The 26,535-nt window shown below is 58.7% G+C and carries 12 protein-coding genes; 9 read left to right on the top strand and 3 right to left on the bottom strand.

Annotation, left to right across the window (positions count from 1 at the left end; translation table 11 throughout):
* The first annotated feature begins 16 nt into the window (after positions 1 to 16).
* Together M9Q49_RS08170 and M9Q49_RS08165 are read left to right on the top strand one after the other, a co-directional pair.
* Entirely contained in the window at positions 17 to 1,396 is a 1,380-nt protein-coding gene (locus M9Q49_RS08170; protein ID WP_254508227.1) for a DUF1552 domain-containing protein, read from the top strand.
* Between the two features lie 17 nt (positions 1,397 to 1,413).
* A complete protein-coding gene (locus M9Q49_RS08165; RefSeq protein ID WP_254508226.1) occupies positions 1,414 to 2,613 on the top strand; it encodes a hypothetical protein in 1,200 nt (399 codons plus the stop codon).
* A 9-nt stretch (positions 2,614 to 2,622) separates the two neighbouring features.
* Here M9Q49_RS08165 and M9Q49_RS08160 read toward each other — a convergent pair whose 3' ends face one another.
* Complete coding sequence (locus M9Q49_RS08160; RefSeq protein ID WP_254508225.1) at positions 2,623 to 13,848, bottom strand: DUF1583 domain-containing protein; 11,226 nt, start codon at positions 13,846 to 13,848, stop codon at positions 2,623 to 2,625.
* A 108-nt stretch (positions 13,849 to 13,956) separates the two neighbouring features.
* Here M9Q49_RS08160 and M9Q49_RS08155 point away from each other — a divergent pair, with 108 nt between their 5' ends.
* From M9Q49_RS08155 to M9Q49_RS08135, 5 genes are all read left to right on the top strand, one after another.
* A complete protein-coding gene (locus tag M9Q49_RS08155) occupies positions 13,957 to 14,970 on the top strand; it encodes an AAA family ATPase (protein ID WP_254508224.1) in 1,014 nt (337 codons plus the stop codon).
* Between the two features lie 41 nt (positions 14,971 to 15,011).
* A complete protein-coding gene (locus M9Q49_RS08150; protein WP_254508223.1) occupies positions 15,012 to 15,890 on the top strand; it encodes a DUF58 domain-containing protein in 879 nt (292 codons plus the stop codon).
* Positions 15,890 to 17,740 (top strand): vWA domain-containing protein, encoded by a 1,851-nt coding sequence (locus M9Q49_RS08145; RefSeq protein WP_254508222.1) that lies wholly within the window; start codon positions 15,890 to 15,892, stop codon positions 17,738 to 17,740. Before M9Q49_RS08150 ends, M9Q49_RS08145 begins: the two co-directional genes overlap by 1 nt.
* 5 nt (positions 17,741 to 17,745) lie before the next feature.
* Positions 17,746 to 20,436, top strand: a complete 2,691-nt coding sequence (locus tag M9Q49_RS08140; RefSeq protein WP_254508221.1) for a FixH family protein — start codon at positions 17,746 to 17,748, stop codon at positions 20,434 to 20,436.
* Positions 20,437 to 20,803: 367 nt separating this feature from the next.
* Positions 20,804 to 22,282, top strand: coding sequence for a hypothetical protein (locus tag M9Q49_RS08135; RefSeq protein ID WP_254508220.1), 1,479 nt, complete (start codon positions 20,804 to 20,806; stop codon positions 22,280 to 22,282).
* A gap of 999 nt (positions 22,283 to 23,281) precedes the next feature.
* Here the strand turns inward: M9Q49_RS08135 and M9Q49_RS08130 are convergent.
* Both M9Q49_RS08130 and M9Q49_RS08125 read right to left on the bottom strand, forming a co-directional pair.
* On the bottom strand, positions 23,282 to 23,608 hold the full coding sequence (locus M9Q49_RS08130) for a nuclear transport factor 2 family protein (protein WP_254508219.1): 327 nt from the start codon (positions 23,606 to 23,608) through the stop codon (positions 23,282 to 23,284).
* Between the two features lie 96 nt (positions 23,609 to 23,704).
* A complete protein-coding gene (locus M9Q49_RS08125; protein ID WP_254508218.1) occupies positions 23,705 to 24,589 on the bottom strand; it encodes an RNA polymerase sigma factor in 885 nt (294 codons plus the stop codon).
* 270 nt (positions 24,590 to 24,859) lie between these two features.
* Between M9Q49_RS08125 and M9Q49_RS08120 the strand changes: the two genes are divergently transcribed.
* Together M9Q49_RS08120 and M9Q49_RS08115 are read left to right on the top strand one after the other, a co-directional pair.
* Entirely contained in the window at positions 24,860 to 25,399 is a 540-nt protein-coding gene (locus M9Q49_RS08120) for a hypothetical protein (RefSeq protein WP_254508217.1), read from the top strand.
* 125 nt (positions 25,400 to 25,524) lie between these two features.
* Complete coding sequence (locus M9Q49_RS08115; protein ID WP_254508216.1) at positions 25,525 to 26,208, top strand: hypothetical protein; 684 nt, start codon at positions 25,525 to 25,527, stop codon at positions 26,206 to 26,208.
* Positions 26,209 to 26,535 lie beyond the last annotated feature (327 nt).

The following is a 26,535-nucleotide window of genomic DNA, read 5'->3' as shown; positions in this document are numbered from 1 at the left end:
GTTACGGATAACCAACATGACCAACATCAATCGGAACAGCTGGCATCTCAATCGCCGGCAATTGCTCCGTGGCGCGGGCGTTTCGCTCGCGCTGCCGCTCCTCAATTGCATGGCCGGGACCAGCCGGTCTGCTCCCGAAACGGCCAAGAGCAAGCCGAAGCGGAGCGTGTTTCTCTACATTCCCAACGGCGTGAATACGCTCACCTGGCAAATCGAAAAAGCCGGCAAAGACTTTGAGTTCTCGAAGCCGATGGCTTCGCTCGAACGACATCGGGCCGACGTGACGCCGATCAGCGGCTTGCATCATCCCAAGGTGCTCGGCAAGCACCACAATTGCGATAAAGTCTGGCTGACCGGCGCCGATGTTCCCAGCGATGGCGGCGCTTTTCGCAATAGCGTTTCAGCCGATCAGTTGATGGCCGAAGTGCAAGGAGCGGCGACTCGATTTTCGTCGCTCGAACTCGCCATCGAAGGACATTCCCTCGCCTGGTCGCGCGACGGCATTCAACTTCCCGCCGAGCGCGATACTCGCACGATTTTCAACATGCTCTTTGGCGTGGAAAAGGAAAGCAAGAGCACGATCAGCCGCCGTTTGAATCGCCGCAGCAGCATTCTCGACGCCGTCGCCGACGACGCGCAGCGAGTGAATCGCCAGCTCGGCGCCGAAGACCGCACCAAGCTCGATGAATATCTGACCGCCGTGCGCCAGGTGGAAGTGCGCACTCAGCGGGCCGAGTCGTGGCTGAATATTCCTAAGCCCAAAATCGATCCCGCCGATGAAGCTCGACTGACGCGCAAGCTGAACATGAGCCAGGTCCGCGAATATTACCGGCTGTTCTACGATCTGATGGTTCTCGCCCTCCGCACCGATTCGACGCGCGTGATCACTTGCATGATCTGCAGCGAATCGAACGGCGGCGCGATCCCCGATATCGGCATTTCGCAGGCCCGCCACGGCTTGTCGCATCACAACGGCGACCCAGAGCAACTCCGCCGCCTGACCGAGACCGACACGTTCCTCGTCGACCAGCTCAGCTACTTCCTCGATCAGCTCAAAGCCCACTCCGAGGATGGTCAGCCGCTGCTCGATTCAACGCAAGTGTTGTGGGGAAGCGGCATGGCGTATGGCCACAGCCATGGCAACGCCAACCTGCCGACGATTCTCGCCGGCGGCCGCGCGCTGGGTCACAAGCACGGCCAGCATGTCGACTTCAACCTGCCGAAGATCGGTCAATACAACGTCGCCGACGCCAACGGCCATTACCGCGTTTGCTCGCGGCCGGTCGACACCGATGCTCGCCTCAGCAACCTGCTGCTCAACATGCTGCAGCGAGTGGATGTGGAGACCGAGAAATTCCAAGACAGCGTCAGCCCGATTTCTGCCATCGAAAAGTAAGTACCTCGCCCAATATCATGATCAGCTGCCGCATTTCGTTGTTTGCCTTGCTCTGTTTCGCCGTTACCGCGCTGAACGCCGCCGAGCCCGCGAAGTTTCGCACCGATGAGAACCGGGACAAAGCGCTGCCGTGGTTTCAGCTTGTCGAAGGCCAATTCCCGCCCGCTGGTTCGGCGCATGCGATCTCAGGCGAGCTGATTCAGGCCGATCACACCGAGCGGCGGTTTCGGCTGCGCGTCGATCGCGACGACAGCCAGGATGCCGGCCACTTCGATCTTCCTATCGATGCCGCGATGCTCCCTTACGGCTCGATCTTTTATCACGGCGCACCGGCGGCGCTGCAGGACATTCCTCTCGGCACGCACCTGCACGGCAAGTTCTATCTGAAAGATCCGAAAGATAAGTCGCCGCCACCCGCCGGTGCTTATCGGCGTGTGACGAACGATGCGGCCTTCACACGCTGCTTTCAGCTGGAAGATGATTTCAGCCATTACGCCAGTCAGCAGCAAGTGTGGAAGATCGATGCTGTCGATCTCGCCGAAAAGAAGCTGACCGTCACGTTGCAGGCAAGCGGCAACGCTGTCGGCAAGCCGAAGGTGTTTGACTTCTCGGCGAGCACGCGCGTTTTCAAGGAGAGCGGCTTTGCAAAACTAGATGCGCTGCAGCCTGGTCAGCTGGTGCAGTTCAACATCACTTGGGCCACGCTCTACGGTCCCGGTCGCATTTTGGAAATTTGGCTCGACGAGACTGCGCGGAAGCTAGCTAGCGAACAACAACTGGAAATTCACCGGACGCACATTCGCGAGCGAGGACTTCCCGGTTGGATCACCGCGGTCGAAGACGAGCCGCAGATCGTCACGATCACCTTCTTTGGCAATGTCGATGCCAAGCTGTTCGACGAGCTCAAGTTGATCAACGAAGAGCCACACGGCTGGCCGTTTTCGAGTCGTGAAGACGATCCGAAAGCGCCGAAAGGTGGCATCTGCGTCGCCCGCGACAGCCTGATGACGTACGACCCCGTCAACGATCGCAAAGGCGGCAATATTCTGCATTTCGGCCAGACGCCGATCGAACCCGGCAGCAGCGGCGTGCAGATCAAGGTGAAGTGCTGTCAGCTGCTCGACGGCTTTCGCCCGAACCGCGTGATCCGCTTCTACCCCGCCACCTGGAAAGTCAACGCCCTGCCGCGCGAAGAGCAGTTCCACGGCCGCGAGTAAATCTCGTACTCACTTGGCCAGGAATTGGTTTTGAACGGCAGGGAATTCCTTGGGCCAGTTGCCGCGATAGCTGACATTCTTCACACGTGCACTGGTCCGATCGCTGTAGCGGAAGAGACCGAAGTGCCGTTGATTGGTAGCTTCGAGCTGGTACTGCGCAACCTGCTGGTCGTTAATGGAGAGACGGATGGTGTCTCCCACCAAGTCGAGCCGGGCGTGATTCCAGTCCTTATTCTTCAACGGCACCTGATCGCTGGCCCCGGGCAATGCGACCTCATTGTCGGGCAGGAGTGAAGTCCGATTGAAGGGCCCATCGGTCACGTAGTGCAACTTCACGCCTGTGGGCGACAGCAAGAAGGTTGCTCGATCGATGGCAGGGTGGACTTCGACGGCGCCGGCTTCGAAGTAGAAGTCGTACTCGACAGTGCCGTCCTCCAGCAGCGGCCGATGGTAGCGAATCAGGCTTTGCAGGTTCGCTCCCTTCGACGCAGTCAGCGCAGCGCCGGTGATCTCGTCGTTCTTCTTTTCCCAGCTCGTATCGGGATTGCCTGCGTCGCCGAAGTAATTGTGTCGCCACACTCGCAAGTCGTCGCCGGTCGACAGTTCGAGCTTCTCGGGAATGGTGGGCGTGCCGAGGATTTGTACGTTCTCAACCGTACCGCTGTAATGCGGGGCGTACGACTGAATGTACAGCCACGGATCGGCGCTCGGCAAAATCCGTTCGCTGTGAACCTGCTTGTCGTTGAAGAAGGCGGTGTACTCGCCATCCTTCACCACCAGCCGGTAGTCGATGTGCGGTCCCCAGTTCTCGATCTTGGCGGGCAAGTTCGTGCGCTCGCGACTTTGATTCGACAAGTTGCGCCAGATGCCCGCGCCATCGTGCAACACGTCGATACCGACGCTGCCATAGAACGGATAAATCTCCTTCCAGCCGTAACTGGTGCGCCGCAAGCGAAGTTCGAAATTGCCGCTCAGCGGCGATTGGAAGTAGATCGAATCGGAGCCGTGACCGGTGAAGAACTCGGCCTTCCCTTTCTGCAAACTCCAGTTTGCCGGAGGCAATCCACGGCTGCGCGTATCGGCCGTCGGCTGGCTGACGGGGATCCACTGTGCAACATTCTTCGTAGGCTGCGCGGGTTCGCTGAGCCATGCCGCTCGGGCGCGAAGTGCGCGGACGATTCGTTCCCAGTACAGCCCCTGCGATTGCAGCGTCTGTCCATCTTGCTGACTTTCGACCAACTGATTCGCCAGTCCCCGCGCTGCAGCCCGCAGCGCAGGCCGCTCGAGCGCGGCCAGCACGGCGAGCGTTTCTGCATAACGTTCAGTCACGCGCACCGAAGTTGCCAATGACTGTTGTTCTTCCTGCAGCACGTTCAACTGAGCCAGCGCGCCGTTGTCATCGCCACGGGCAATCGCAATTGCGATTTGCAGCGATCGACGATTGCGTGCCGAAGCAGGCACGGTTGCATCCGCATCGCGCACCAGCGCGTCGAGCTCATCAAGCTTGCGAAGTTCTGCCGCCACGCGAACCAATTCGAGCGCCGGCGAAACGATTTCGCCGCCGACGTGTTGTCGCGCTCCCTGCAGCGCTGCCGTATTTGCCAGCGTCGGCCAGGGCTGATCGACGGGGGTGAAATCGACCTGCAAACGGAACGAGGGATGCGATGGCGACGGGAGCACCCAGGCTTTCAGCGCCGAGTAACGTTCTTCGGCTGGCAAGCGCTTGGCTGTTGCAATCACTTCGTTCACTTCATCGGCGAATTCTTCCTCGCGAACCAGGACGAAACGCTTTTTCGCAAATGACGGCGCGTCGGCTTGTTCCGTTTCCAGCAGATTCGCCAACTCTGTCTTCGTTAGCTCGGTCTTCCAGCCGGAGAGGGTAATGTTGCGCGCCTTCGCAGCCGTTCGGCCGGAATAGTAGAACAACCCGGGCCAACGACTGACGACTGGTTCCAACGTGCGTTGCAGAATGAGTTGGCCGTTCAAGATCAGCACGACCTCGGCCCCGGCGAATTTCATTTCCAGCGAATTCCAATCGTTCAGCTTCAGCGGCAACGCTCTCGCCTCGGCCGCGGCAGCAACGGAATGGAGCGATTCCAGATCAATCGGGTCCGCGACCGAGACCATGGCTTGAACCCAATGCAACCGCACGCCTTCCGGCTCCAGCATGAACGCGAGCCGGCCCAAAACAGGATGCACCTGCGTTTTTCCCGGTTCGTAGAGGAACTCGTATTTAAACGATTCTCCCGCGGAGAGCGGTCGATAATAAAACAGATGCGACTGCTTCGATTCGCCGCTGCCGGGCAGAAAACGACCGTTGAGCACTCCCTCATCGGCGAACCAATCGGGTTGTGGCGCCGACAATGATGAGCGAGATCGCACCGCAGACCGCGTGCCATCGGCGGCTGGCTTGGGCTCACGCGGCACGATGCGCTGCGGCAACGAACCGAAGTTCGTGCCCCAACCATCGATACGATTGCCGCTCACTAGCGAGACCTCGGCGGGGATTTCCGGCGAGCCGCTGAATTTCAAGTTGCGAAAGTTCGTGCGCCGTTGATTGAACGCCATCAATTGCAACCAAGGAGAGGTGGGGCTGGGATCTGGTTCGACATACACCAGATGGTCGTTGCAATAGAAACGGATCTCCTGCGGGGTAACCTGAATGCGGTAGCGGTTCCACCATTCTCGGCCGTCGGCAGCGATCGGCCGCGTCACGGTCTCGTGCTGCGAGAGGGGACGCACGATCAAGGTCCGCGTCCAATACTGCGGGTTCACAATCAGCCCGCCAAAGGCCATTTCGGCTTGCGAGTAATCGTAGCTGTGGGCCTCAAAGGTGAAATCGAACGTGCCGGTGAGTGGATAATTAAAATACAAGCCGTCGGATTCGAAGCCGGTGACGTGCGAGATTTGCTGGTCGAAAGCAGCCCACCATGCGGGCGGATAGTTGTTGCTCGTAAATTGCGGCGGCCTGCCGACGGTCCAATGCTTGAGCCCCGGAGTTTGCAATTGTGCGAGCTCGGCTGGATTGGACGCCGCGATCGAATCGAGGGCTAACCAACGATAGAGATGTGCGACGCGAACGGGACGCCCCGCGCGGCGATTATCGGCGAGCACCACCTGACCCAGCGCAGCCCCCGCGGCGCGGAAGTTGGGTTGTTGCAGCGCGGCGATGACGATCGTCATTTCCGTGCCCCGTTCTTCTTCGATGAGTTCATTGCGAGCCGCGTTTTTGGCCAGGTCCTTCACGCGTTTCCGAACCACCGCCTCGAGCTTGCTCAAACGCTCGCTCACCGATGCATCGTTGCCGGCAATCGCCACCAGCGTGGCCAGCGCCTCGGCGTTTTTCAGTTTGCTGGCGATGGCTTGTTCCGTCAGCTGTTTCAGTTCGTCGAGTTTGCCGAGTTCCTCGGCTGTGTTGACCAGTTGCGAGAAATTGCTGAGCAAGCCAATCGACGGCGCGGGGCCGCGCTTAGCAATTTCTGTCGGCAAGAACACTTCGGGCACTTGCAAACCGGCACTGAAACCGGCGACGAAGCGCACGCTGCGGCGAGTTTCCGTCGGCAACGTCCATTCTTTGAGGAGAACGTAGCGCTCGGCGGCAGGCAGTGCCTGCAACTGCCAGGTGAGATGCAAGAGCGACAGATCGTACCCAGCATCTCCGTACGATTGCGTGGGACTCGGCAGATCGGCAAAGCGCCCGAGGTAGTCGAGCGTCAACCGCGCGTCTCCGGCCTGGGCGATGTGATTCACGACACGGGTCAAATCGCTGCGCTGCTCATACAATCCGCCGCTGCCGTACCGCGCGTAGATCTGCTGTCGTGAATCCAGATACGTGCTGCATAACGTCTTCAGCTCGGCAATTTGCTGATTGCGAATGTAATGACGTGTCAGCACGGGTAGCAGCATGCTCGCCGAGACGGGCGACGATTGCTGTTCCGGCAAGTTTCCAATCACCGTCAAGACGGCGACTGCTGCCGGCTCCAATTCTTTCCGCTTCAGGGCCACGGCTGCGGCATTGGCGGCCAGTTGAATGCCGACGGATCCCGGCTGAGCGGTCAGACTCGCCTTGAGCTGTTCGAGCCCCGCGAGCGCCGCGGCTTGTTCGCCACTCTCGGTTGCGAGAAACGTTTGCATGGCCTGGGCAGCGATTTTCGACGATTCGGCGCGAGCAACGGTTTCCTCGCGCAGCAACTTGCTGTTGCCGCTGGCGACCGCCCAGCGGGCCAGTTCGCAGCCCAAGCTTTCCGGTTCGGCAAAGTTATTCAGCGGCCGCGGATAAACACTGATCACTCCCTTTCGATCGGCGGGCAAGACGATGTCGTGCAGCACGCTGTACATTTCCGCCGGTGGCAATTTCTTCTTCCGCCAGTGCATCGACAACTTCGTCAGTTCGTCGGCGACGGCATTGGCAATCTGGCTCGCATCATCGTTACTATCGCCCGGACTCGGCATGATGCCTCGCCGGCTGGCGGCACTGGGTTGGATCGCGTCCGTTACTGGCATGCCGCCGCGCAGCATCTCGCGAATTGCTTGCGCCGCGACATTTGGAAAATTACGCTCGAGCGCAACGTGCGCTGTGGCAATCCCCAGGCTGAATTGCGACTGCGTGATGGGGGCGATCTTGTCCTTGGCAGCACCGGGACGAGCGAGGGCAATCTGCAGGATGTCGGCTAGATACTTTTCGGCGCCGGGCCGGTCACCCGCGGCAAATGCCTGTTCGGAACGAACGTGGAGAATCGCGAGCGGGTAACTGCGCTCAATCTGCCGTTCGGCCGCCGCCAGAGCCCTCGTTGCCAAGAACTTGCCCACGTTCTCATGGGGCTTTTGCTTCAAACACTCGAGCGCTACGGGCCAGATTCCCAGTTGCCGTTGCGCTTGCTCACGCTGGCGAGCATTGGGTCGCTGACCGGGCTTCAATTCGTCGAGCGGAGATTTCTCCAAGGCCGACTGTAGTTCCGCGAGTGCCGCTGTCGCCTGAGCGGCATCGGAACCGCGAATGGCGATCATCGCCGTGGCGACCAGCACGCTCAGCTCACCCGGATGCTTGGCGCGCAATTCGGCGAGCGTCGTTTGCAACGCCAGCTGCAACTCGCTCGCCATTTTCCGTTGCGTGAGCAAATTGAGAAACTGGCTATCGAGCCGAGGAATGCCGTTTTGGTCGTTCTGCACGCCGATCATCAAGTCGAGCGTCGGCACATTCTCGCGAGCGGTCTGAGGCTGGAGGAGCTCCTTGATAAAACTAGCATCGCTCGAAGTCGCCAGCTTTTCGAGCAACGCAGTCATGTTCTCCTGAGCCTGCTGGCGATACTGCTCCACGTTGGAGGTATACGGCGAATTCGCGGCATTCAGATTGAAGAGCGCCGCCTGACGATAGAGTCGCAAGGCATCGACTTCAAAGCCGAGGCGTTGATACGATTGCGCCGTTTCGGTGAGTCGTGAAATGCGCCGATAGGCAGCATAAGAGGGATCGTACTGATCGTCGTCAGAATCTTTCTCCGAATTCTTCATCAACCGTAGGGCTTCATCGCGGCGGCCTTCGGCGACGTACGACCGTACCAGACGCGGGCCGGGGCTGTATTCAAAACCATTCATCAGCATTTGCCGCGAAGGATCGTCCATCGCCTGTTCATAAAGCTTGATTGCCAGCTTCTTCAGCGACGGCTGTTTTTCGATTTCCAGCCCGACAATCCACTTGGCAGTCGCCGGCATCTCGTCGCCCAAGTCCAAGAGCGGTTCGATTACCTGGCGTGCTTCTTCAATCTTGCCGGCGCGCAGGTCGAGCAGCGCGATCAAGACCGGCCCCGCTTTCCAGTCGGGATTATCTTTTGCTGCGGCAACAAACTCGCTGCGCAGTTCGGGCAACTTCTGAAGCGAAGCAGCCGTATCAAACACGCGACGATAGGAGGCTAAGACTTCGCCATCGGGGCTGTAGGAATAGATCTGGCTCAGACTGGCCCACGGATCCTGCATGATCCGTTTGGGAGCTGGGATTATCCCTTGCTTGCCGACCTCGTAAAGCTCTGGCGACATCCAGAGCTTATCGTTACCGTTGCCGAAGTACGACATTATGTATTGCCGATTCTCCGGAAATGCCACGTACATTTTCTTGATCAGCAAGATCGTCGCCGCATTGTTTGCCGGCCCTTCATCTGCACGCAGCAGGCTGCTGGCGAGGTCGATGATGGCGTACGGCTGGCCGATTTGAACGAAGTCCATGTTCTGAATTAGCTGCAGCAGTTCCGGCTCGCGCTTGGCTCGGCGAAACGTCGACGCAATGTCGTAGTTGCGATCGCGCAGAGCACGCGGATGCTTCGTGAGCACGATCTTGTACTCATCACAAGCTTCGCTCAACTTGCCGGCTAGCGACAACTTGTTGGCGTATTGCTGCCGCAGGACGTAATCTTCCTGGCGCAATTGCACGCGTTTCGCCATCAAGTCGAGACTCTGCTTTTGATCGCCGGCGGCCTCGTAGTACTCGGCGAGCGTGTCGTACAGATGCGTGGCGTCGGGAGATCGGCTGAGCTGTTGTTCGAGGTCGGCAATCATTTGTTTGAGCTTGCCGGCGGAACCGAGCACCCGCAGGGCCGCCGTGCGATATTGATCATCGACCGAAGCGCCGCGCGGCAACGCTCCTCGCGCAGCCGCCGCTGATTTGCGCGACTGACGGAGGATTTGATACGCAATTTGCGAGGCCGTATCCCCCTTGCCGTTGGCTTGATGTGAGCTCATCAAAGCCACGAGCGCCGCCAGTCGATTGCCGCCTTGCCGCTGCGCGCGAGCGAGCACTGCATCGGCTTCGTTGTTCATTCCGAGGCGGCGCATTTGGCCAGCGAGTTGGACCTGCGTTTCCGCATCCATCCGCAAGCCGAACATCCGCTCGGCTGCTTTCTGCGCGCGAGCATGATCGCCCACACGTACCGCGATATCGAGAGCCAGCATCTCTCGTTCGCGCATGGCATCCTGATCAGACGGAACCATCTCATTGAGCATTTCGAGGGCCTGGTCGTAGTCCTTAGTATCGGCCAATGCGCGGACGACTTGCATCCGCACATTGACGTCGAGGGGAATCAAGCGACTGGCGGCAATCAGCTCGGCCGTGGCGGCTTCGCGTTCGTTGTTCCAGGCTTGCAGCGCGATGAGCGCAAACGAGTAGTTGACGCGATCCGCTTCGGGTGCGGCGGTCTGTCGCTTGCGCAGATAATCTTCGAGATCACTCAGCACGTCGTGGCGTTTGTAAACTTCGAAGGCATTGCGCAGCACCTGCAGGCAAGCATCGTCGGTATAAATGCTGGCTGCCGGAAATACCGCGTTGATAGCGCTCTGCTGAGTGCCGTTCCAGATGAAGTAATACCCGTTGCTCTGAGTAGGAGAGCGCGTGTTGCGGCGGTTTGCTACCTGACGCTGCTTGCCGGCGCGGGCGTCGTTGTATTTGAAGTAGTGATCGAGCACTTCCACGATCACGTCGTACTTTTTCTCGCTGCCGGCGAGACCAATCAATTGCGACATGGCATGGATCGACTGGTCGTGCATGCTCGCCGGTGCTAGTTTGGGTTGCTGCAAGACCTGCGCGGCCCAGTTGTCGAACATCTTCAGCAGTTCAGCGGAGTTCTCCAGTTCGATGCGCATGCTCATGGCCATCGCTATTTCGCCGGGAGTCTTCGCCGTGGCGATGATCTGCTGCAACAGCTTCTCGCCTTCTTCGGCCCGGCCGGCGGCTTTCAGTTCTCTGGCCACGCCGTTTGCCAGGTACGGCACTTGATAGTCGAGCGCGCCCCCCGCAGATTTCGTTTTCCACAACGAGTCGAAACTCGTCAGCAGCAGTTCCAAATCGTCAGCCGACAACGGCGGTTGTTGCGGCTGCTTGGGCTGATTCGATCGAGCTGGCCGACGAGATTGATTCAGACTAGTCGCAAATAGCAATTGCCCCGCCGGGTCGCCCGCCTTGGCCAAGGCACGACTCGCGGCGACCAATTTGTCATAGCTCTCGACTCGATCGAACTCACCCGCCATGGACGAAGCGTAGAGCCAATTCCAAGCGGCGCCCGGTGCGGGACTCACGCCGCTGGCAGCATCTTCGAAGCGTTTGAGAAGCTCCGGCTGCTGCCTGGCATCGAGGGCAAACTTGTAGAGCCAACCAACGGCCGCCATGCGGGCTTGCCATACGTAACTGGGGCCCCATGCGCGCTGCGGTTGGCTGCTGTAATAGTCGGCCTGCATGATGCCGATGGCGCTGCGGATGCTGCTGGAGTGATCGAGTCGCGAAGCGCGAGCCACGAGGTACTGCGGATTTGTCGCGGCCGCTTTGGCCTGCTTAGCCAGGCGAGCTTTCTCGCCAACCGACGGAGTCGTATCGGGGATCGTCAGAGCGAGAATGGCTTCGAAACGCTTGGCTGCTTCAGCGGGATTTTCGGCCAGGCAAACGCCTTCGCGATACAGCAGTTCCCAGTTCTTCGGATCCTCGCGCAACTTGGTTTCGATGATCAGCTGCGCGGTCGCTTTCTGACTGTTCGTGATCAAGCCATCAATCGACTTCAATACTTTTTCCGGATCTTCCTCTTGCCGAGTCAAACGGACGATGATCGCGGCGCTCTCTTGCGACGTTCCGTTGTCGGCGAGCAGCGTGGCGAGACGATATTCCGTCTCCGCGCCGGGCGCGACTTTTGCCAACTGCTCCTGATACCTCACCGCGCTGGCATAATCACGCTCGGCTTCGGCGAGCTTCGACAATTGCTGCAACAGCTGCGTATCGCGGGTGTTTTCCGACAGCAGCCCTTCCAGCTCTTGCCTGGCCATGCCGAAATCGCCAGCCGAGTGATAAGCCTGGGCGAGACAAATGGTGGCTTCGCGTTTTTCTTCCGCATCGCGGCGTTGCCGTTCGAGTCGTTCGAGCAAACGATCGAACTGGTTCTGCTGCAAATAAAGATCGCAGAGCTTTTGAACGACGTTGATCCGCTCTTCGATGTCTTTGCTCTTATCAAAGGCTTGCCAATAGAGCTCGACCGCCTCGTCAGTACGGAACTGATTGGCGAGCGCTGCGGCCAGCGTGAGGAGCAACTTCGGCTCGGTGGGATTCACCCGCATCGCCCGCCGCAGCGTTTGCAGACCTTCTTCCTGCTGATTTAAGCGAAAACAAAGTTCGGCGTAGTACTCGTAGTTCTCCGAATTGCCCGGAGCCGAAGCGATCAAGTCGCGGCCGGCCTGCAGTGCTTCGGCGGTGCGGCCGAGTTGGGCTTCGAGCTGCGAAACCTTTTTCAGATATTCGCCACGCCCGCGGCGATCGATGACGGCGAGCTTGCGATTGTATTCCGCCGCCGATTGCAACTCGCCCGCTTGCTCGTCGATCCGCGCAGCCGCAGCCAGACTGCGAATGGATTGCGGCTCGAGTCGCAGAGCGGCCTGAATCTCGCGGGCTGCTTCGGGATACTGGCGCGACGTTTCGTAAAATCGCGCGAGCAAGAACAAGCCCTTCGCCGTGGGCTTTTCTTTTTGCGCAGCGGCGAGATCGGTGGTCCGTTTCGTCAGACTTTCATCAAGCTGATAGATCTTGAGTTGCTCGACGAGAACCGCTTCGGCTTCTTCATCGTTCTGGGCCAGTTTTTCCGCAATCGACAAGGCCGCAAGAGCGTCGTCAGGCTTCTCTGCTTTGACATATAGCAGCGCCGCCTTCACGTGCAGCGAAAAGTCTTTGGGATCGAGTTTGCAGGCCTCCTGCATCGGCGGCAAAGCCTGTGGTAAGTAACCAAACGAAGCAAAGACCTCGGCCAACCGCGCGAGATTGGTGGCGTTCCGATTCTTCCCTTCCGCGATCGGCCGCCAGGTTGCTTCCGCCTCGGCAGGCTTTTTTAGCTGGTGATAAAACTCGCCCAAGTACTCGCGGTACTGAGCCTGATCGGGCGCGAGTTCGACTGCTTTTTGATACAGCTCGAGGGCCGGCTGCTGCAGATCGTTGTGCCGAAAAAGATCCGCCACTTGCGTCGCAATTAGCGGATCCTTGGGGCGCGCTACGAGCAGTCGGCGCCAAATCTTCTCGGCCTCGGCCAGACGGGCTTCTTTGGTGCGCGAGGTATCGCGCAAGATCAGTTTGCCCCAGTTGCGCAAGTAGTCCGGATTGTTCGGATCCAATTTGTCGAGCTGTTCGTACTGCTGGCCAGCTTCGGTGAAACGTTGGTCCTCGACCAATTGCTCGATAAAGGCGAGTCGCAACTCTTTGCGAGTGGGAGCGAGCTTGAGCGCCTTGTCGAGCCAATTCTTTGCTTCCGGCACGCGGGCCTGACGAGCCAGCAGCCGCGCGAGCCGCGCCATGGCATCGATATCTTCGGGATGAGTATTCACCCAACCTTCGTAGTACTTCGCCAGGCCGTCCTGATCGTCAGTGCGTAAATAAACATCGTCGATCTTGCGGCGGACTTCGCGATGCAACCAACTCGTCGGATTGAGCGTCGCGAGGAGCCCTTCCAAATCGCTGACCGCTTCCTTGCTGCGGTTGAGCTTGACCTTGAGATCGGCCACTTCCATGCGGTAGACCGACTTGCGGTAATCGTCCTTCGTAAGTTTGACGAGCGTTTCATAGCGCGGCAGCGCCAGGGCCGGTTGGGCTTCTTCGACCAGCGTCGCAGCAATTTGCTCCTGCACGCGGGCGTCGTTGGGATACAGCTTTTCGAGTCGCTCCCAAACTTGCAGTGCTTCTTTCGTTCGCTGCGCACGCTGGTGGACTCGGCCGAGAGCGCGATACACTTCCAGTTGATCGGTGGCGAGTGGTTTGCGCTCGATCGCCAGTTCTAAAGCTTCCACGGCTTTTTCGGGCTGACCAACCAGCACCAGCAACTGTCCTAGATAAAAGGCCGGCAGCGCGGTCTTTGAGGTTGCCACGGCCTTAGTGAAAGCGTCGACTGCGACTGCATCGCGGCCACGTTCGGCTTCGATCAAGCCGAGAATCATCCAGGCGTTGTGGTCTTGCTCGCTCTTGGTCGTGCGATCGGTGAAACGTTTGACGAGCGCTTCGAGCTGTCCCGACTCGACATAAAAGCCATAAATCTTGTCGAGCGCGGTGCTCTTGCGCGGATTCTTTTCGAGAACCAACAAGTACCGCTCGATGACTGCCTGTTGCTTGGCGAATTCTTCCTCGCCGGCCGCCTCGTCTTGGGCGACAACAGGCTGATGTGGATACGACGCAACGAGAAAAGTAAGCGAGGCCGCCGCAAATAAGAGTTGCGAACCAAAACGGGGCGAGAGCATGATGAGTCCTCTCACAAATGAATGGCGAGTTGAAACTCGCGCGAATTAGTGCAAGACTTTGATTCTTAGTCGATGAGCATGGCACTTGCAATCATTGATAGGGCAACGATGAGCGATTCCGACTTGCAACAAATGCGTGGTCAACTCGATGCCTTTCGCGCTGACTTTTTGCGCCTGCGCGACGAAGTTAATAAAGTAATCGTCGGCCAGCACGAGATTCTCGACGATACGCTCACCGCGCTCATCGCCGGTGGACACGTGCTATTGGAAGGTGTGCCGGGCCTTGGAAAGACATTGCTCGTCCGCACGCTGGCCGATGCGTTGAGTCTGAAATTTCAGCGGATTCAATTCACGCCCGACTTGATGCCGGCCGACTTGATCGGCACGAACATCGTCATGGAAACTCCCGGCGGCGGCAAACGCTTTGAGTTTCAACCCGGGCCGATCTTCGGCAATGTGCTGCTGGCCGATGAAATCAACCGCGCCACGCCGAAGACGCAATCGGCGCTGCTGGAGGCGATGCAAGAACACAGTGTGACGGTCGCAGGCACGACGCATCGGCTGAGCGAGCCGTTTTTTGTGCTCGCCACGCAGAACCCGCTGGAAATGGAAGGAACCTATCCGCTCCCTGAAGCCCAGCTTGATCGCTTCTTCTGCAAGCTGCTCGTAAAGTTTCCCAAGACGTCGGAACTCGAAACGATCCTCGATCGCACGACGGAAAAAGCGAAGCCGCGAGCGCAACAAGTCTTGAGCGGCGAGCGGATTCTGGAAATGTCGCAACTCGTCCGCGAGATTCCGATTGCCAACGAAGTTCGCCGTTACGGCATTTCGATTGTGATGGCAACGCATCCCGAACACGAATTGGCCGCCGATATCACCAAGCGTTACGTCCGTTACGGCTCGAGTCCGCGCGGCGCGCAAGCCTTAATCCTCGGCGCCAAGATTCGTGCGATTATGGACAACCGCTATCACGTCTCGCGCGACGATTTACGCGATGTGGCTCCCGCCGTACTGCGGCATCGCTTGATCTTGAATTTCGAGGGGCAAGCCGAAGGTGTGTCGACGGACGACGTGGTGCATAAGATTTTGCAATCGATCAAAGACGTTCCGCTGGCCGCCTAGTTCGCTCTTCGTTTCTCGCGCCTCTCTTCGGGAATCGCCGCGTGGAATTGTTCGGTTCCGACTTCATGAGCAAGCTGGAGTACTTGTCGCTGGTATCGCGACGAGTCTTTCGTGGCTCGTTGCTCGCGCAGCGGCGGACCATGCAGTTTGGTTCCGGCATCGAATTCGCCGACTATCGCGAGTATGTGGCCGGCGACGACCTCCGCTATCTCGATTGGAATGTCTACGCCCGCCACGGCGACTTCCTGCTGAAGCGGTTTCAGGAAGAGCAGGATCTGCACGTTTATTTTCTGCTCGATTGCTCGCGGAGCATGGGCTTCGGCGAGCCAGCCAAGTTCGACCTGGCCCGGCAACTGACGGCAGCGCTGGCTTATATCGCGCTGGCCGATCTCGACCGAATTGCAGTCGTGGCGTTTACCGATCGCATCGTCGGCAACTTTGCGCTCACGCGCGGCAAGGCCCAGATTCTGGCGCTGCTCGATTTTCTCGAGAACCTCGAAGTGCAGGGGACCGAGACCGATCCCGCGGCGGCCATTCGGGAGTTTCTGCGCCGCAAACAGCGCAACGGCCTGGCTGTGGTGGTCAGCGATCTGTTTGCGCCGGCCGGCTATGAGATGGGCTTCGATCAGTTGCGGCATCGTCGCTACGAACCGCATGTCATTCAACTGCATGATCTCAAAGAGGCGAATCCGGACTTTCTCGGCGATGTCGAATTGTTTGACGTCGAAAACGATTCGACGCGCAAGGTGACGGTCACCGAGAAGAATCTGGTGGCTTATAAGAAATTATTCGTCGAGCACCAGGCCAGCGTCGCTCGCTACTGCAATACGTATGGCATGGGTTGCACGCAAGCGACCACGGCGATTCCATTCGATCAACTCATTTTGCAGATGATGCGGGCTGCGGGAGCGATCAGCTGATGTCGCTCGCTGCACCACTGGCATTGGCTTGGGCATTGCTCACGATTCCGATCGTGGTGTTCTACATTTTGAAGATCCGCCTCAAACAGGTGCCGGTCTCGACGACCATCTTTTGGCGGCAGATCTTCGACGAAAAAGCTCCGCGGTCGCTGTGGCAGAACCTGCGGCATTGGTTGTCGCTGCTCATGCAGATCATTTGGCTGTTGTTGCTGGTGGGTGCGCTGGCCGAGCCGTTCTTTTTGAGCGAGAAACTGCAAGCGCGTCGGATTGTGGTGGTGATCGACAATTCGGCGAGCATGAACGCAACCGACATCGCTCCCACGCGACTCGCCGGCGCGAAGCAGGCCGCGGGGCGTTACGTCAGCTCGCTCCGCTTTCACGACGAGATGGCGATCATCGCGGCTGGCACGCATCCGCGCGTCGTGTGCGGTTTAACGAATCACGAACGAACATTGCAAGCCGCGATTCAGAATATTCCGAAGACCGATGGCCCCACGCGAGTGAGCGAGGGAGTCGAACTCGCTAAACGACTGCTTGGCGAGTCGAAAGCGGGGCAGGTGCTCGTTTTTTCCGACGGCGGGTTTGCGGAACAGGAAAAACTCATCGACGATCCGCTCGTGAAGTTGCAGCCCATCGGCACGCAGCGCGCGAACATCGGCATCACGCAGTTTCAGGTGCGGCGGAGTTTGCTCGATCCGGTGGGCTATGAAATTCTCGTGGAAGTGTGCAACGCTGCCGACGAACCGGCCGAGACGCGACTCGATCTCGATCTGAACGACAATCCGGTCGATGTGCTGCCGCTGAAGCTGGCGGCGGGAGAGACCTGGAGTCGCACGTTCGAAAAAACCTCCCCCTCCGGCGGCTTGCTTGTGGCCAAACTCTCCACGGCCGATGCTTTGCTCGCCGACAATCGCGCGCAGGCCATTCTGCCGACGCGGCACACGCAAAAAATTCTGCTCGTCTCGCCCGGCAATCTGTTTCTGCAAAAAGCTTTCGAAGCCAATCCGCTGGTCGAGCTGAAAATGACCAAGGAATTGCCGACGAGTTACGAACCGGGAGTCTGGCATGTCTTTCATCGCCTCGTGCCGAAGGAACTGCCGCCGGGAGCTTCATTCGTCGTCGATCCGCTGGCAGGGAGCGACCTGTGGGAAGTGGGCGAACCCCTCGCCAACCCGATTGTCACCAAGCAAGACTCCGAGTCGCCGCTGATGCGTCACGTGCGGCTCGACAACGTCATCCTGCCGCAAGCGCGCCAGCTCAGGCCGCGCGCCGAAGCAACGACCTTGGTCGGCGCGGTCAGTGGTGATCCGCTGTACTTCGCGCACATCGATGAAAAACGCCGCGCACTAGTCCTGACGGTGAACCTCGACGAAGGGGATCTCACTTTTCGCACGACGTTCCCGATTCTGGTGACCAACGCCCTCAGTTGGTTTGCAGGTCCCGCTGGTGAAATGCGTGAAGCAGTTGTCTCGGGCGCGATTGCGAATGTCACACTACCGCCGGGCAAACCGGCGGTGCTGCGCTCTCCGAACGGCGAAGTGCGGCCGTTGCCAGAGAAGGTCGAGAAGGTTTTGATCGGCCCGCTCGATGAAGTTGGTATTTGGAAGATCGAACCCGCCGTAATCGAAGCTTCGACGTCACCTGTCGCGCCGCTGGAAGAGCTCGCCTGCAATCTGAGCAGCAAAACCGAAAGCGATCTGCGCGTGCCTGCCGGTTGGCAAGCGAAATCTGCAACCGGCATTGCAGCGGCGAGCTTCTTCGTGCGGCCGATTTGGTTTTATCTCATCGCCGCGGCCTGGCTGCTGGCGATTGGTGAATGGTTCCTGTACCAACGACGGTGGATCGGCTAGGAACCATGAGCAACTTCACACTCGAGCTGACTCATCCCTGGCGCTTGCTGGGAATCGTGCTGCTGCCGATTCTCATTTATTACTTCTATCGCAGCCTGGTCGATTTTCCGCGCTGGCAACGGCAGACGTCGCTCGTTACGCGGTCGATCATCGTTCTGCTGCTTTTGCTCGCGCTGGCCGGGCTCACGCTCTCGCGCCCCACGCATGAGCAGTTCGTGGTGGTGTGCGTCGATCGCAGTTTGAGTGTGGGCGAAGAGGCCAACAAAGTCATCGAGCCGTTCCTCAAAGATGCCGTCGCGCAGGCCGGTGCGAATCGCTTGGCTTACTTGCCGTTTGAAATGTCGCCGGGGCAATTGAGCACGGAGCTGAAGTCGCTCGATCCTCCACCGGCCAAAGACCCGAAAGAAGCGAACGATCCAAAACAGGCCGATCCAAAACAGGCCGATCCAAAACAGGCCGCTCCGAAAAAGGAAGGGACGAACATCGCTGCCGTTGTCGAAGCGGCGATCGCTGCCGTGCCACCCGGATACGTGCCGCAAGTGGTGCTCGTCACCGACGGCAACGAAACGCTGGGGAATGCTCTGCAAACCGTGCTCCGCGCCGGCGTGCCGGTTTCGACCGTTCCGCTGCCGACACGTCAGGATTTGGAAACGCAAATCTCTGCCGTGAACCTGCCAGCTCAGGTTCGCCAAGGCGAACCGTTCTTTGTCGAAGTGGTGATCGATTCGAATCACGACGACGAAGGAGTGATTCAGGTCTTTCGTGGCGATCATCAAGTCGTGAATGAGAAGAAAACGATCAAGAAGGGTGAGAACCGCTTTCGTTTTCAGCAATCGATCGAAAGCGAACGGCTGGCGGCCTTCACCGCGCAGGTCAGCGGCCTGACGAGCGACGCGCTGCTCGATAACAACAGTGCGAGCGGCCTGATCTATACGGCGGGCAAGCCGCGCGTTTTGATCGTCGAGAGCGATCCCAAATTGATTCGCGATTTGGTCGCCGCGCTCGAGCAGGAAGAGATCCAGGTCGACGTGCGGCCGCCGACCGGCATGCCGGACAATCTCTCCGATTTGCAGAATTACGAAATGCTGATGCTCTCGAACGTGCCGGCCACGGCGCTGTCGCAGCGGCAGATGGAGATTGCCCGCACCTATGTGCAGGACCTGGGCGGCGGCTTCATGATGCTCGGCGGCGAGCAGTCGTTCGGCCTCGGCGGTTATTACAAATCGGTGCTCGAAGAAGTGTTGCCGGTCCGCAGCGATTTTGAAAAGGAAAAGGAGAAGCCGGGACTGGGCATGGTGCTGGTCATCGACAAATCGGGCTCGATGTCGGGCGACAAGATGGAAATGGCCAAATCGGCGGCCCGCTCGGCCGTCGAACTGCTCGGCAGCAAAGATCAGATCGGCGTGGTGGCCTTCGACGGCGACACGTTCACCATCAGCGAGATGCAATCGGCCAGCAACAAAGGTCGCATCAGCGACGACATCAGTCGCATCGAAGCCAGTGGCGGCACGACGATGTATCCCGCCATGGAGCGGGCTCACGAGATGCTGCAGCAAACCACAGCCCGGCTGAAGCATGTCATCATTCTCACCGATGGTGTTTCGTCGCCGGGCGATTTCGCTGGCCTGGCTGCCGAAATGAATCAGATGAAAATCACCGTCAGCACGGTCGGCGTGGGCGCAGACTCCGCGACCGATGTGCTGGAAGAAGTCGCCAAGGCGGGAAGCGGCCGGTATTACTTCACCGACGACCCGGCCAACATTCCGCAGATCTTTGCCAAAGAAACCGTGACGGCGAGTAAGAGCGCGATCGATGAACAGCCCTTCGTGCCGCAGGTGATTCGCGCGACGCAAGCGCTGAAGGGACTCGACGTCGAGAACGCGCCGTTCCTGCTCGGTTATGTGAAGACGCGGCCCAAGCCGACGTGCGAGTTGATTCTGGCAACCGAGAAAGGCGATCCGCTGCTCGTTTGGTGGCGCTACGGTTTGGGGATGTCGGCTGCGTTTACTTCCGATGCCAAAACGCGCTGGGCCGCCGAGTGGCTGACCTGGCCGGAGTTTGCCAAGTTCTGGGCTCAGATCGTCCGCCATACGATGCGCAAGAACGAAGCCAAGGGCGTCGTCGTCGAAGTCGAGCAGCGCGGCGGCCAGGCCTTCGTCACGCTCGATGCCGTCGATGCGGCGGGCCGTTTTCTCAATCAAGCCGAAACGGAACTCACGCTGATCGACCCGCGCTTGGGCAACCAAAAGTTGACGCTCGCTCAGACCGCGCCGGGACGTTACACCGGCACGGTCGACACGCCGCTGACCGGCGCTTATCACCTGGAGATTGCCCAGAAGAAAGACGGTCAGGCGATCTATCGGCAGTCGCGCGGCATGCACGTCGGCTACAGCGACGAGCTGCGATTGAAGCCAACCAACGAACCGCTCCTCAAACAACTGGCCGAAGTCTCGGGTGGCCGGTTCGCACCGACCGCAGCCGAGTTGTTCAAACCGACCGAGCGTTCCGCCCTGCGACCAACACCGCTGTGGCCCTGGCTCGTGACGATCGCCGCGGTGCTGCTGGTGCTCGACGTCTTCCTGCGGCGGGTTGATTTGAGTTTGCTGTTCGGTCGGCGGCCGTTGGTGGTTCAGGTGCGCGGAGGAAAGACGTCAAGCCAGTCACGGCCGACGGCGAGAACGGCAGTGAAATCGTAAGGTCGTCGCGAAGCGTGGGCTTGGGTAGCTGGCCAGTGAGCGCCCCACCGGCACAGGGCCGGTGGTCGCAGAAATGGATTGATTTGCCCCGAACAGAAAACCACCCGATTTAACTAGAATAAAGTGCGATATTCGAGCCGCGATATTGTGGCGATTTTCATCCCTAACCATAATTATGATAAAGGCTTACGGATCGAATACGCCTTTCGATTGCCTGCAATATTCTGGGGGTATGAAAGGGGGGCTGCGTCGCGACGCGCGAGCCCTGGTCGAAACGGCTGAGATTTCTCGGCTTTGTGTTGGCATTCAACCACCCCCCTGGTAAAACCATATTCGTTCCACCTGCGGACATCCGAGGAGAATGGTCATGGACAAGAAGGTTCAGCGGCAACTGGCTCCTGTTCTTTCCCGCCAGCAGTTCGTGCGGGTAGCGTGGCTGGCCGCCTGGGGACTTCTGCTCGGTTCGGCGCCGGGGCTGTTTTTGGCCGCCGCCAACTGGCTGTTCGACTGGCAGTTGGCCGGTTGGATTCCGGTTGCACTGCCGCTGGTCGGCAGCGCGACGGCTGCGATCGTGGGTTGCTGCTGGCAACTCAATTGGCAACACGCGGCCAGCGCGGTGGATGCCCGCTATGCACTCAAGGATCGCGCGAGCACGGCGCTCGAGTTCAGTGCTCGCTCGCATCTGCCTGTCGTCGAGCGCTTGGCCTTTGCCGACGCGCTCGATCATCTGCAATCGATCAAGCCGCACGAAGTCGTGCCGTGGCACATGCCGCGCGTTCTTCCGTACGCCGCCGCGGCCTTCATCGCCACGCTGTCGCTCGTGATCGTCGGCGGTTGGAATCGACCCGCGACGGCCAGCAAGCCAGCGCCGCTCGATGTGGTGATTGCTCAAGCAGAACGCGCTGCCGCCGAGCTGACTGAGCTCGAACAATATGCCGAAAAAGAAAAAGACGAGGATTTGAAAAAGCTCGTCAAAGAACTGGCCGTGGCGATTGAGGAACTCAAGCAGCCCGGCACCGACGTGCGCGAGGCGCTCGCCAAGCTTTCCGAAATGCAGGCCGCGTTGCAAAGCGAACAAGCCAAACGCAATCCCGTTTCGATGGATGCACAGTTTCAAGCCGTCGGTGAAGCGCTCGCGCTTGCCGAGCAATTGTCCGAGGCCGGTCAGGCGCTGTCGGCTGGTCAGTACGAAAAAGCCGCCGAACAACTCGCCAAAGCCGAGGCTCCGGAGCTCGATCGCGCCACCGAAAAAGCCGTGAAGGAAAAGCTGGAAAAAGCCGCCAAACAAGCCGATAGCAGCGGCCAGAATTCTCTCAGCAATGCCCTCAGCCAGATGTCGTCAGGCCTCGGCAACGACAGGAAGGGTTTCTCTGAAGGAAGCCAAAAACTGGCCGGCGAAGCGAGCAAACAAGGGAAACGCAAGAAGCTGCACGATCTGCTGACCAAGCAATGCAATTGCCTGGGTGAATGCAAGGGCGAATGCGAGTGCGAAAGCACCAGCAAGAACAAAAGCAAATCGAACAAGCCCGGCGGCAAGAATTGGGGCTTGGCCGGGAGCGATGGCGAACTCGGCGAGCGAACCGCCAAGCTCGGCGGCAAGCAGGAAAAGATCAAGGGGCAACAATCGGGCGAAGGTGAAGTCGAAACCGAAACGACGCACTCGCCCGAAGGCTCGCAGCAGTCGCAGCGCGAATATCGCGAGAACTATGCGAAGTATAAAAAGATCTCCGAAGACGTGCTCGACAGCGAACCAATTCCGCTGGGCCATCGTCAAACCATCCGTCGCTACTTCGAATCGATCCGGCCGAACGACGCGGAGACGGATGCTAGTTCGCAATTGAAATAAGGGCATCTTCCAGCTGGGAGTATTGCGAACGAGTTGCCAGGTCGCGGCTTCACCGTTGACCTGCCAATTCACTCGACAGATACTGGCGCTCGTTCTCCAGTTTCTCTCCATCAGCCTGGTGGTTCATGCTTGGTCGTTTACTACGCTCTTTTGCGCCACTCATCCTCACCATCTGCTGCCTCTCGATGTCTGTTCGAGGGGCAAATTGCGAAGAGAAACCGCCCGCCAGTCGTGCACCAAACATCGTGCTGATGCTCGCGGATGACAAGTAGCAGGAAACCTAGCTGAGTACTGATTTGCCGAAGATAACCGCTGAAAGTCGTTCTGCAGTACTCAGGTTGTACCGCTCGGAATTGCGGGAGATTTCGCAATCTTCAGGTGAATTAACTACATTTTGCTACAGTGGCCGCGCTCAACCCAGAAGGAATTGCAGGCAGCCGGCGACGAACGTGACCGAAATGGAACCGGCGACACATGGATTTTCAGCCAAGGAAAACGAGCCTGCGTTTTCGCGAGATTTACCGGGGATTTCCAGCATTTTTAGGCCCGAAAACGCCCCATTTCAATCCCTTTCATTGACTCTCATTTTCAAGCGGTTTTCGGCGGTACCTGCGAGCTAAAGCAGTACAAAAACGGAATAAGTTCCGACGTGGGTGGCCACCAAGTGATTTGGCTGTTAACTGCTGGGGCCTAGGTTCGAGTCCTGCTAGGGGAGCTTCTCCAAAATCCCTAACCCGTGGCTACCCTCGGGTTAACGCACCACGCCGGCCAGAGAGTTTCTCTGGCCGTTCGCGTTTACTAGCGTATCTGCAAGGGTTTACGGCGACCGCAGCGATCTCTCGACGTCGCCGTTCTGCGCTCCCCATTTTAGTCCGCCGGCGCGTCAGCCACCACTCTCGCGAAAACTCTCTGCGCTCTCCGTTGCCGCCTGGAATTTGGTTAACGGCTTTGTCCAACTCGGGGTGCTGGTCGGGACGCATTTACTAACCAGAGAGCGCGTTACGGAATCACCTCCAACGATTCGATCTTGTTGCCCGTGAGCTGGAATAAGAACCGAAGGTCGGCAGGGCTGCCGGGAAAATTGCCTTGCAGCCGGCAAGTAACTACGGTCTTGCCATTCTGCGATTCGCACGCGAAGGGATCGCACGTGTACGTGTACTTGGTTGCTACATCGTCCTTCCATTTCTTGATGGCGGCCTGGCCCTGATACGTGTGGCCCTCATCCTTCACAACGGCATTGGCCGTGAAGCAGTTGGAAACCGCCTCGCCATCGGCTTTGTCGGCAGTGAAATAGGCGTCAACGGGTTGCGGCAAGTGCAGTGTCATGATCGTCTCTCCAGTGTGAAATTTGCGGAGCTCATCACTCCGTCTATCTCAGAGACACTCGCCAATTCCGACTGTGACAACTCGGCGTGAGATTTCTCAGTTGAGACCGAGCATTCTCTGAAAATCGGGACGCTGGAGGATCCGCCGGACCCAGCCAATCTCATCTGCCGGCTGGAGAAAAGGGTGTTCACGGAAAATGGCGACGTGCTGATGTTCCACGAAGTCGTCGATTTCGTGGGCCGTGTCATCGGCAACTTCCCGAACGCGCTCCACATTCTTCGGCACGAACAGCAAGCGGGCGGGATCGACGTGCCCATGCTCGATAAAACCGCGGGTCTTTTTGGAGCATCGACAGGGATTGTTCTTATTCACTAGTCCGCATTGGTGATTCATGAAGCTGTATAGATCCCGGCGAGCGCGGGCCAGGCATTGCCGAAAGTTATCGGAGGTCATTTCGAGGACTTCGCTCGCCACTGCATCGCTGACGCCCAGGATCGCTCCCAGCGTGAAGATTAGCCGTTGCTTTCGATCCAAGCAGAGCAGCATGCCCATGGTGCAACTGTTCTTGGTTTCTTCAACCAAGATCGGCAAATCAACTGACAACCCGTGAGGGTCAGGCAACTCAAGGTCGGGCGTGCTGTTGATCGCCGCGCCGTAGTCGGCAAACGTTGTCGCCTGCGTTTCTGATTTGCGACGCTTCACATTCAGCACATGATTCGTAGCAATGCGATACAGCCAAGTGCGAAACTTACTTTCTCCTTCGAACGTACTGAGCTTGGTGATGACCTTGACCAGAACTTCCTGCGTCACTTCTTCGGCATCGTGCGGGTCAAACACCATACGGACAGCAATGTTGAAAATCCACGCTTGGTGCCGCAAGATGAGTTGCTCCAGCGCCGCGCGGTCGCCACTATTCGCTTGGTCGACTAGTTCAACGTCGGTCGTGTTGGATTCGGCAGTTTCCGAAAATGGGTTGATCATGACTGGGCTCCGTGGCTAAGGCTGCAAAGACACTACTCCAGCGACTTAGACACATGTTGGCGGCGACTGTGACAAGAAAGTCCCAAAATCACGCCCCTCTGACGACCGAGGCTGCGCGAGAATTGCTGGTTTTGCTGGTTTACTCATCCGTTGACATTCGGCGCGTAACGCACTTAACTAATTGCAAATAGATCGTTTTCACTTCGTTGGGCGCGGACAGGTTAGCATGTCAAGTAGTTATGCGGCACGACCGCGTCTTTGGCATAAAGCATGGCGATGATCTTTGAGCTATGGGCTGAGTGCAAAACGGTTAAGGCGTCCCAATGCTTCATGCGCCACTTCGAGGGTCATCAGCACACCCTAGTCACCGGGCGCATGGCTGTGTGGCATGCAGGATTGGAGAAGGTCTACGGCGTGACGGGCATCAGCGTAGACTCGCGGGAGTTGAATCGATACGGGATCGCAAACGAGAAAGACGCAATCGAACAGGAAGAAGCCGAGCTACGTCTCTATCACCGCCTCCTGACGGCACCGCAGTTCTCGTACGCTTATGCCGCCCGATTGGCCTCGCACCACGCAATGGAAGACTTGCAGGAGTTCCTGCTCGATACCGGAAACGGACAGCGGATACTCGAGCGAGACTGCGTGATCGCGGACGACGTGTGGCACACCCTCGGCCAGCCGGTCAATTGCAGGCCCTTCCGACCCGGCTACTGGTCATTTCTTTCGGAGCACCAGTGGTCGAAATTGTTTGAGGTCAGTCAGAGTCCCGAGCTTCTGCGACTACGGCGTGAGCTGTTTGCCGCATAACCACACGTTGAACTGGACCGGGCGACAACGGTCCTTTTGATTTGAACTCTGGTCGTCGGCTACAGCTAGTGAGCGAAGGGCGGGAAACCTCCATCACCCTAATCGTTGGGACAAAGAGGGCTAGTATGAGTATCCGGCCTCGCGGTCAGTGGGACGATCTACTCGGGCAAGGCCTCGGTGCGCTTGGTGCGTTCTCGTACTGGCATGCCAAGGAGTTGCGGCGCCAGATCAACGGTGGCTCATTTGCTTCTAACGCGGGGGGATTACGACTCTCCGATCGAAAACTCCGTCAGATGTGCCCGAGCCTTTATTTCACCACGGGTGCCACCGGCTTCGCCCGATGCTTGTTTGGTGGTGGGCTCGGTCGGCGTGAGTTCATCCGAGACATGCTGCTCCACGGGGATGGGCGCGCCGCCATCGTGTTGTCGAGTTCGCCGCTGCGCATCGCCTGCTACTGCGACGATTCTGACGCGGTCTGTGTGCTGGGGTTTCAAGATCGCGAGGTCGGTCCGGTGGCGTTGCGCGAAGGTGACCGCTTACTGACCGTTTTGAACTCGTATACCGGCCAAGGTAACGATGTTGCTGCGGATTTGGTTCGAGGGGACCGGGCCAACCCGGACTACATCAATTTCTGGCCGCTCATCGCCGAGTTGCTCTCGGACGATGTCTCTGAAATCGAGCGGCGGAAAACCGCGATCTCGAGTGCTGAATACGCGCGCTGCCGTTCAATGGGTGAGGAGCATCTTCGTCGACTTCCAGGTGCTGTTCGCGATGGCCGGCCGGATCGAAGCCTATACCCGGCGTGTTAGCCACGGCCTGTAGCAACATCGCAGAAACTCTCAATTGCTGTATGGGCGGGCGGCTAACGGCGGGTTCGGAAGTCGCCCCACTCGAGTACTCGGCCGGCGCTGGCTGTAGATCGAGCTACTTATTTGGAGTCTGGAGACTGCTCGCCTGCCGGAGGCTGCGATCCTCGGAGCGAATCCCACACTAGCCAGCCGACCAGGCACCCTACCACCGCCCCCGGACTAAGCGCGATTGCTTGGCGAGGGTTGGTAATGACGCCAGGTTTGAGAACGACGCCAAGGGCAGCCGATCCGCCGCTCACCACTCCCGCCACGGCCATGCCCGCCATA

This window comes from Anatilimnocola floriformis, from assembly GCF_024256385.1.
GTDB lineage: Bacteria > Planctomycetota > Planctomycetia > Pirellulales > Pirellulaceae > Anatilimnocola > Anatilimnocola floriformis.
The sequence above is the reverse complement of the archived record's forward strand: the minus strand, read 5'-3'. Positions and strand labels throughout refer to the sequence as shown.

Bases quoted from the DNA above. Each gene is read 5' to 3' on its own strand.
- M9Q49_RS08170 (WP_254508227.1), top strand. From the start codon at position 17: ATGACCAACATCAATCGGAACAGCTGGCATCTCAATCGCCGGCAATTG.
- M9Q49_RS08115 (WP_254508216.1), top strand. From the start codon at position 25,525: ATGAGTATCCGGCCTCGCGGTCAGTGGGACGATCTACTCGGGCAAGGC.
- M9Q49_RS08160 (WP_254508225.1), bottom strand. From the start codon at position 13,848: ATGCTCTCGCCCCGTTTTGGTTCGCAACTCTTATTTGCGGCGGCCTCG.
- M9Q49_RS08145 (WP_254508222.1), top strand. From the start codon at position 15,890: ATGTCGCTCGCTGCACCACTGGCATTGGCTTGGGCATTGCTCACGATT.
- M9Q49_RS08165 (WP_254508226.1), top strand. From the start codon at position 1,414: ATGATCAGCTGCCGCATTTCGTTGTTTGCCTTGCTCTGTTTCGCCGTT.
- M9Q49_RS08120 (WP_254508217.1), top strand. From the start codon at position 24,860: ATGGCGATGATCTTTGAGCTATGGGCTGAGTGCAAAACGGTTAAGGCG.
- M9Q49_RS08140 (WP_254508221.1), top strand. From the start codon at position 17,746: ATGAGCAACTTCACACTCGAGCTGACTCATCCCTGGCGCTTGCTGGGA.
- M9Q49_RS08125 (WP_254508218.1), bottom strand. From the start codon at position 24,589: ATGATCAACCCATTTTCGGAAACTGCCGAATCCAACACGACCGACGTT.
- M9Q49_RS08130 (WP_254508219.1), bottom strand. From the start codon at position 23,608: ATGACACTGCACTTGCCGCAACCCGTTGACGCCTATTTCACTGCCGAC.
- M9Q49_RS08155 (WP_254508224.1), top strand. From the start codon at position 13,957: ATGAGCGATTCCGACTTGCAACAAATGCGTGGTCAACTCGATGCCTTT.
- M9Q49_RS08135 (WP_254508220.1), top strand. From the start codon at position 20,804: ATGGACAAGAAGGTTCAGCGGCAACTGGCTCCTGTTCTTTCCCGCCAG.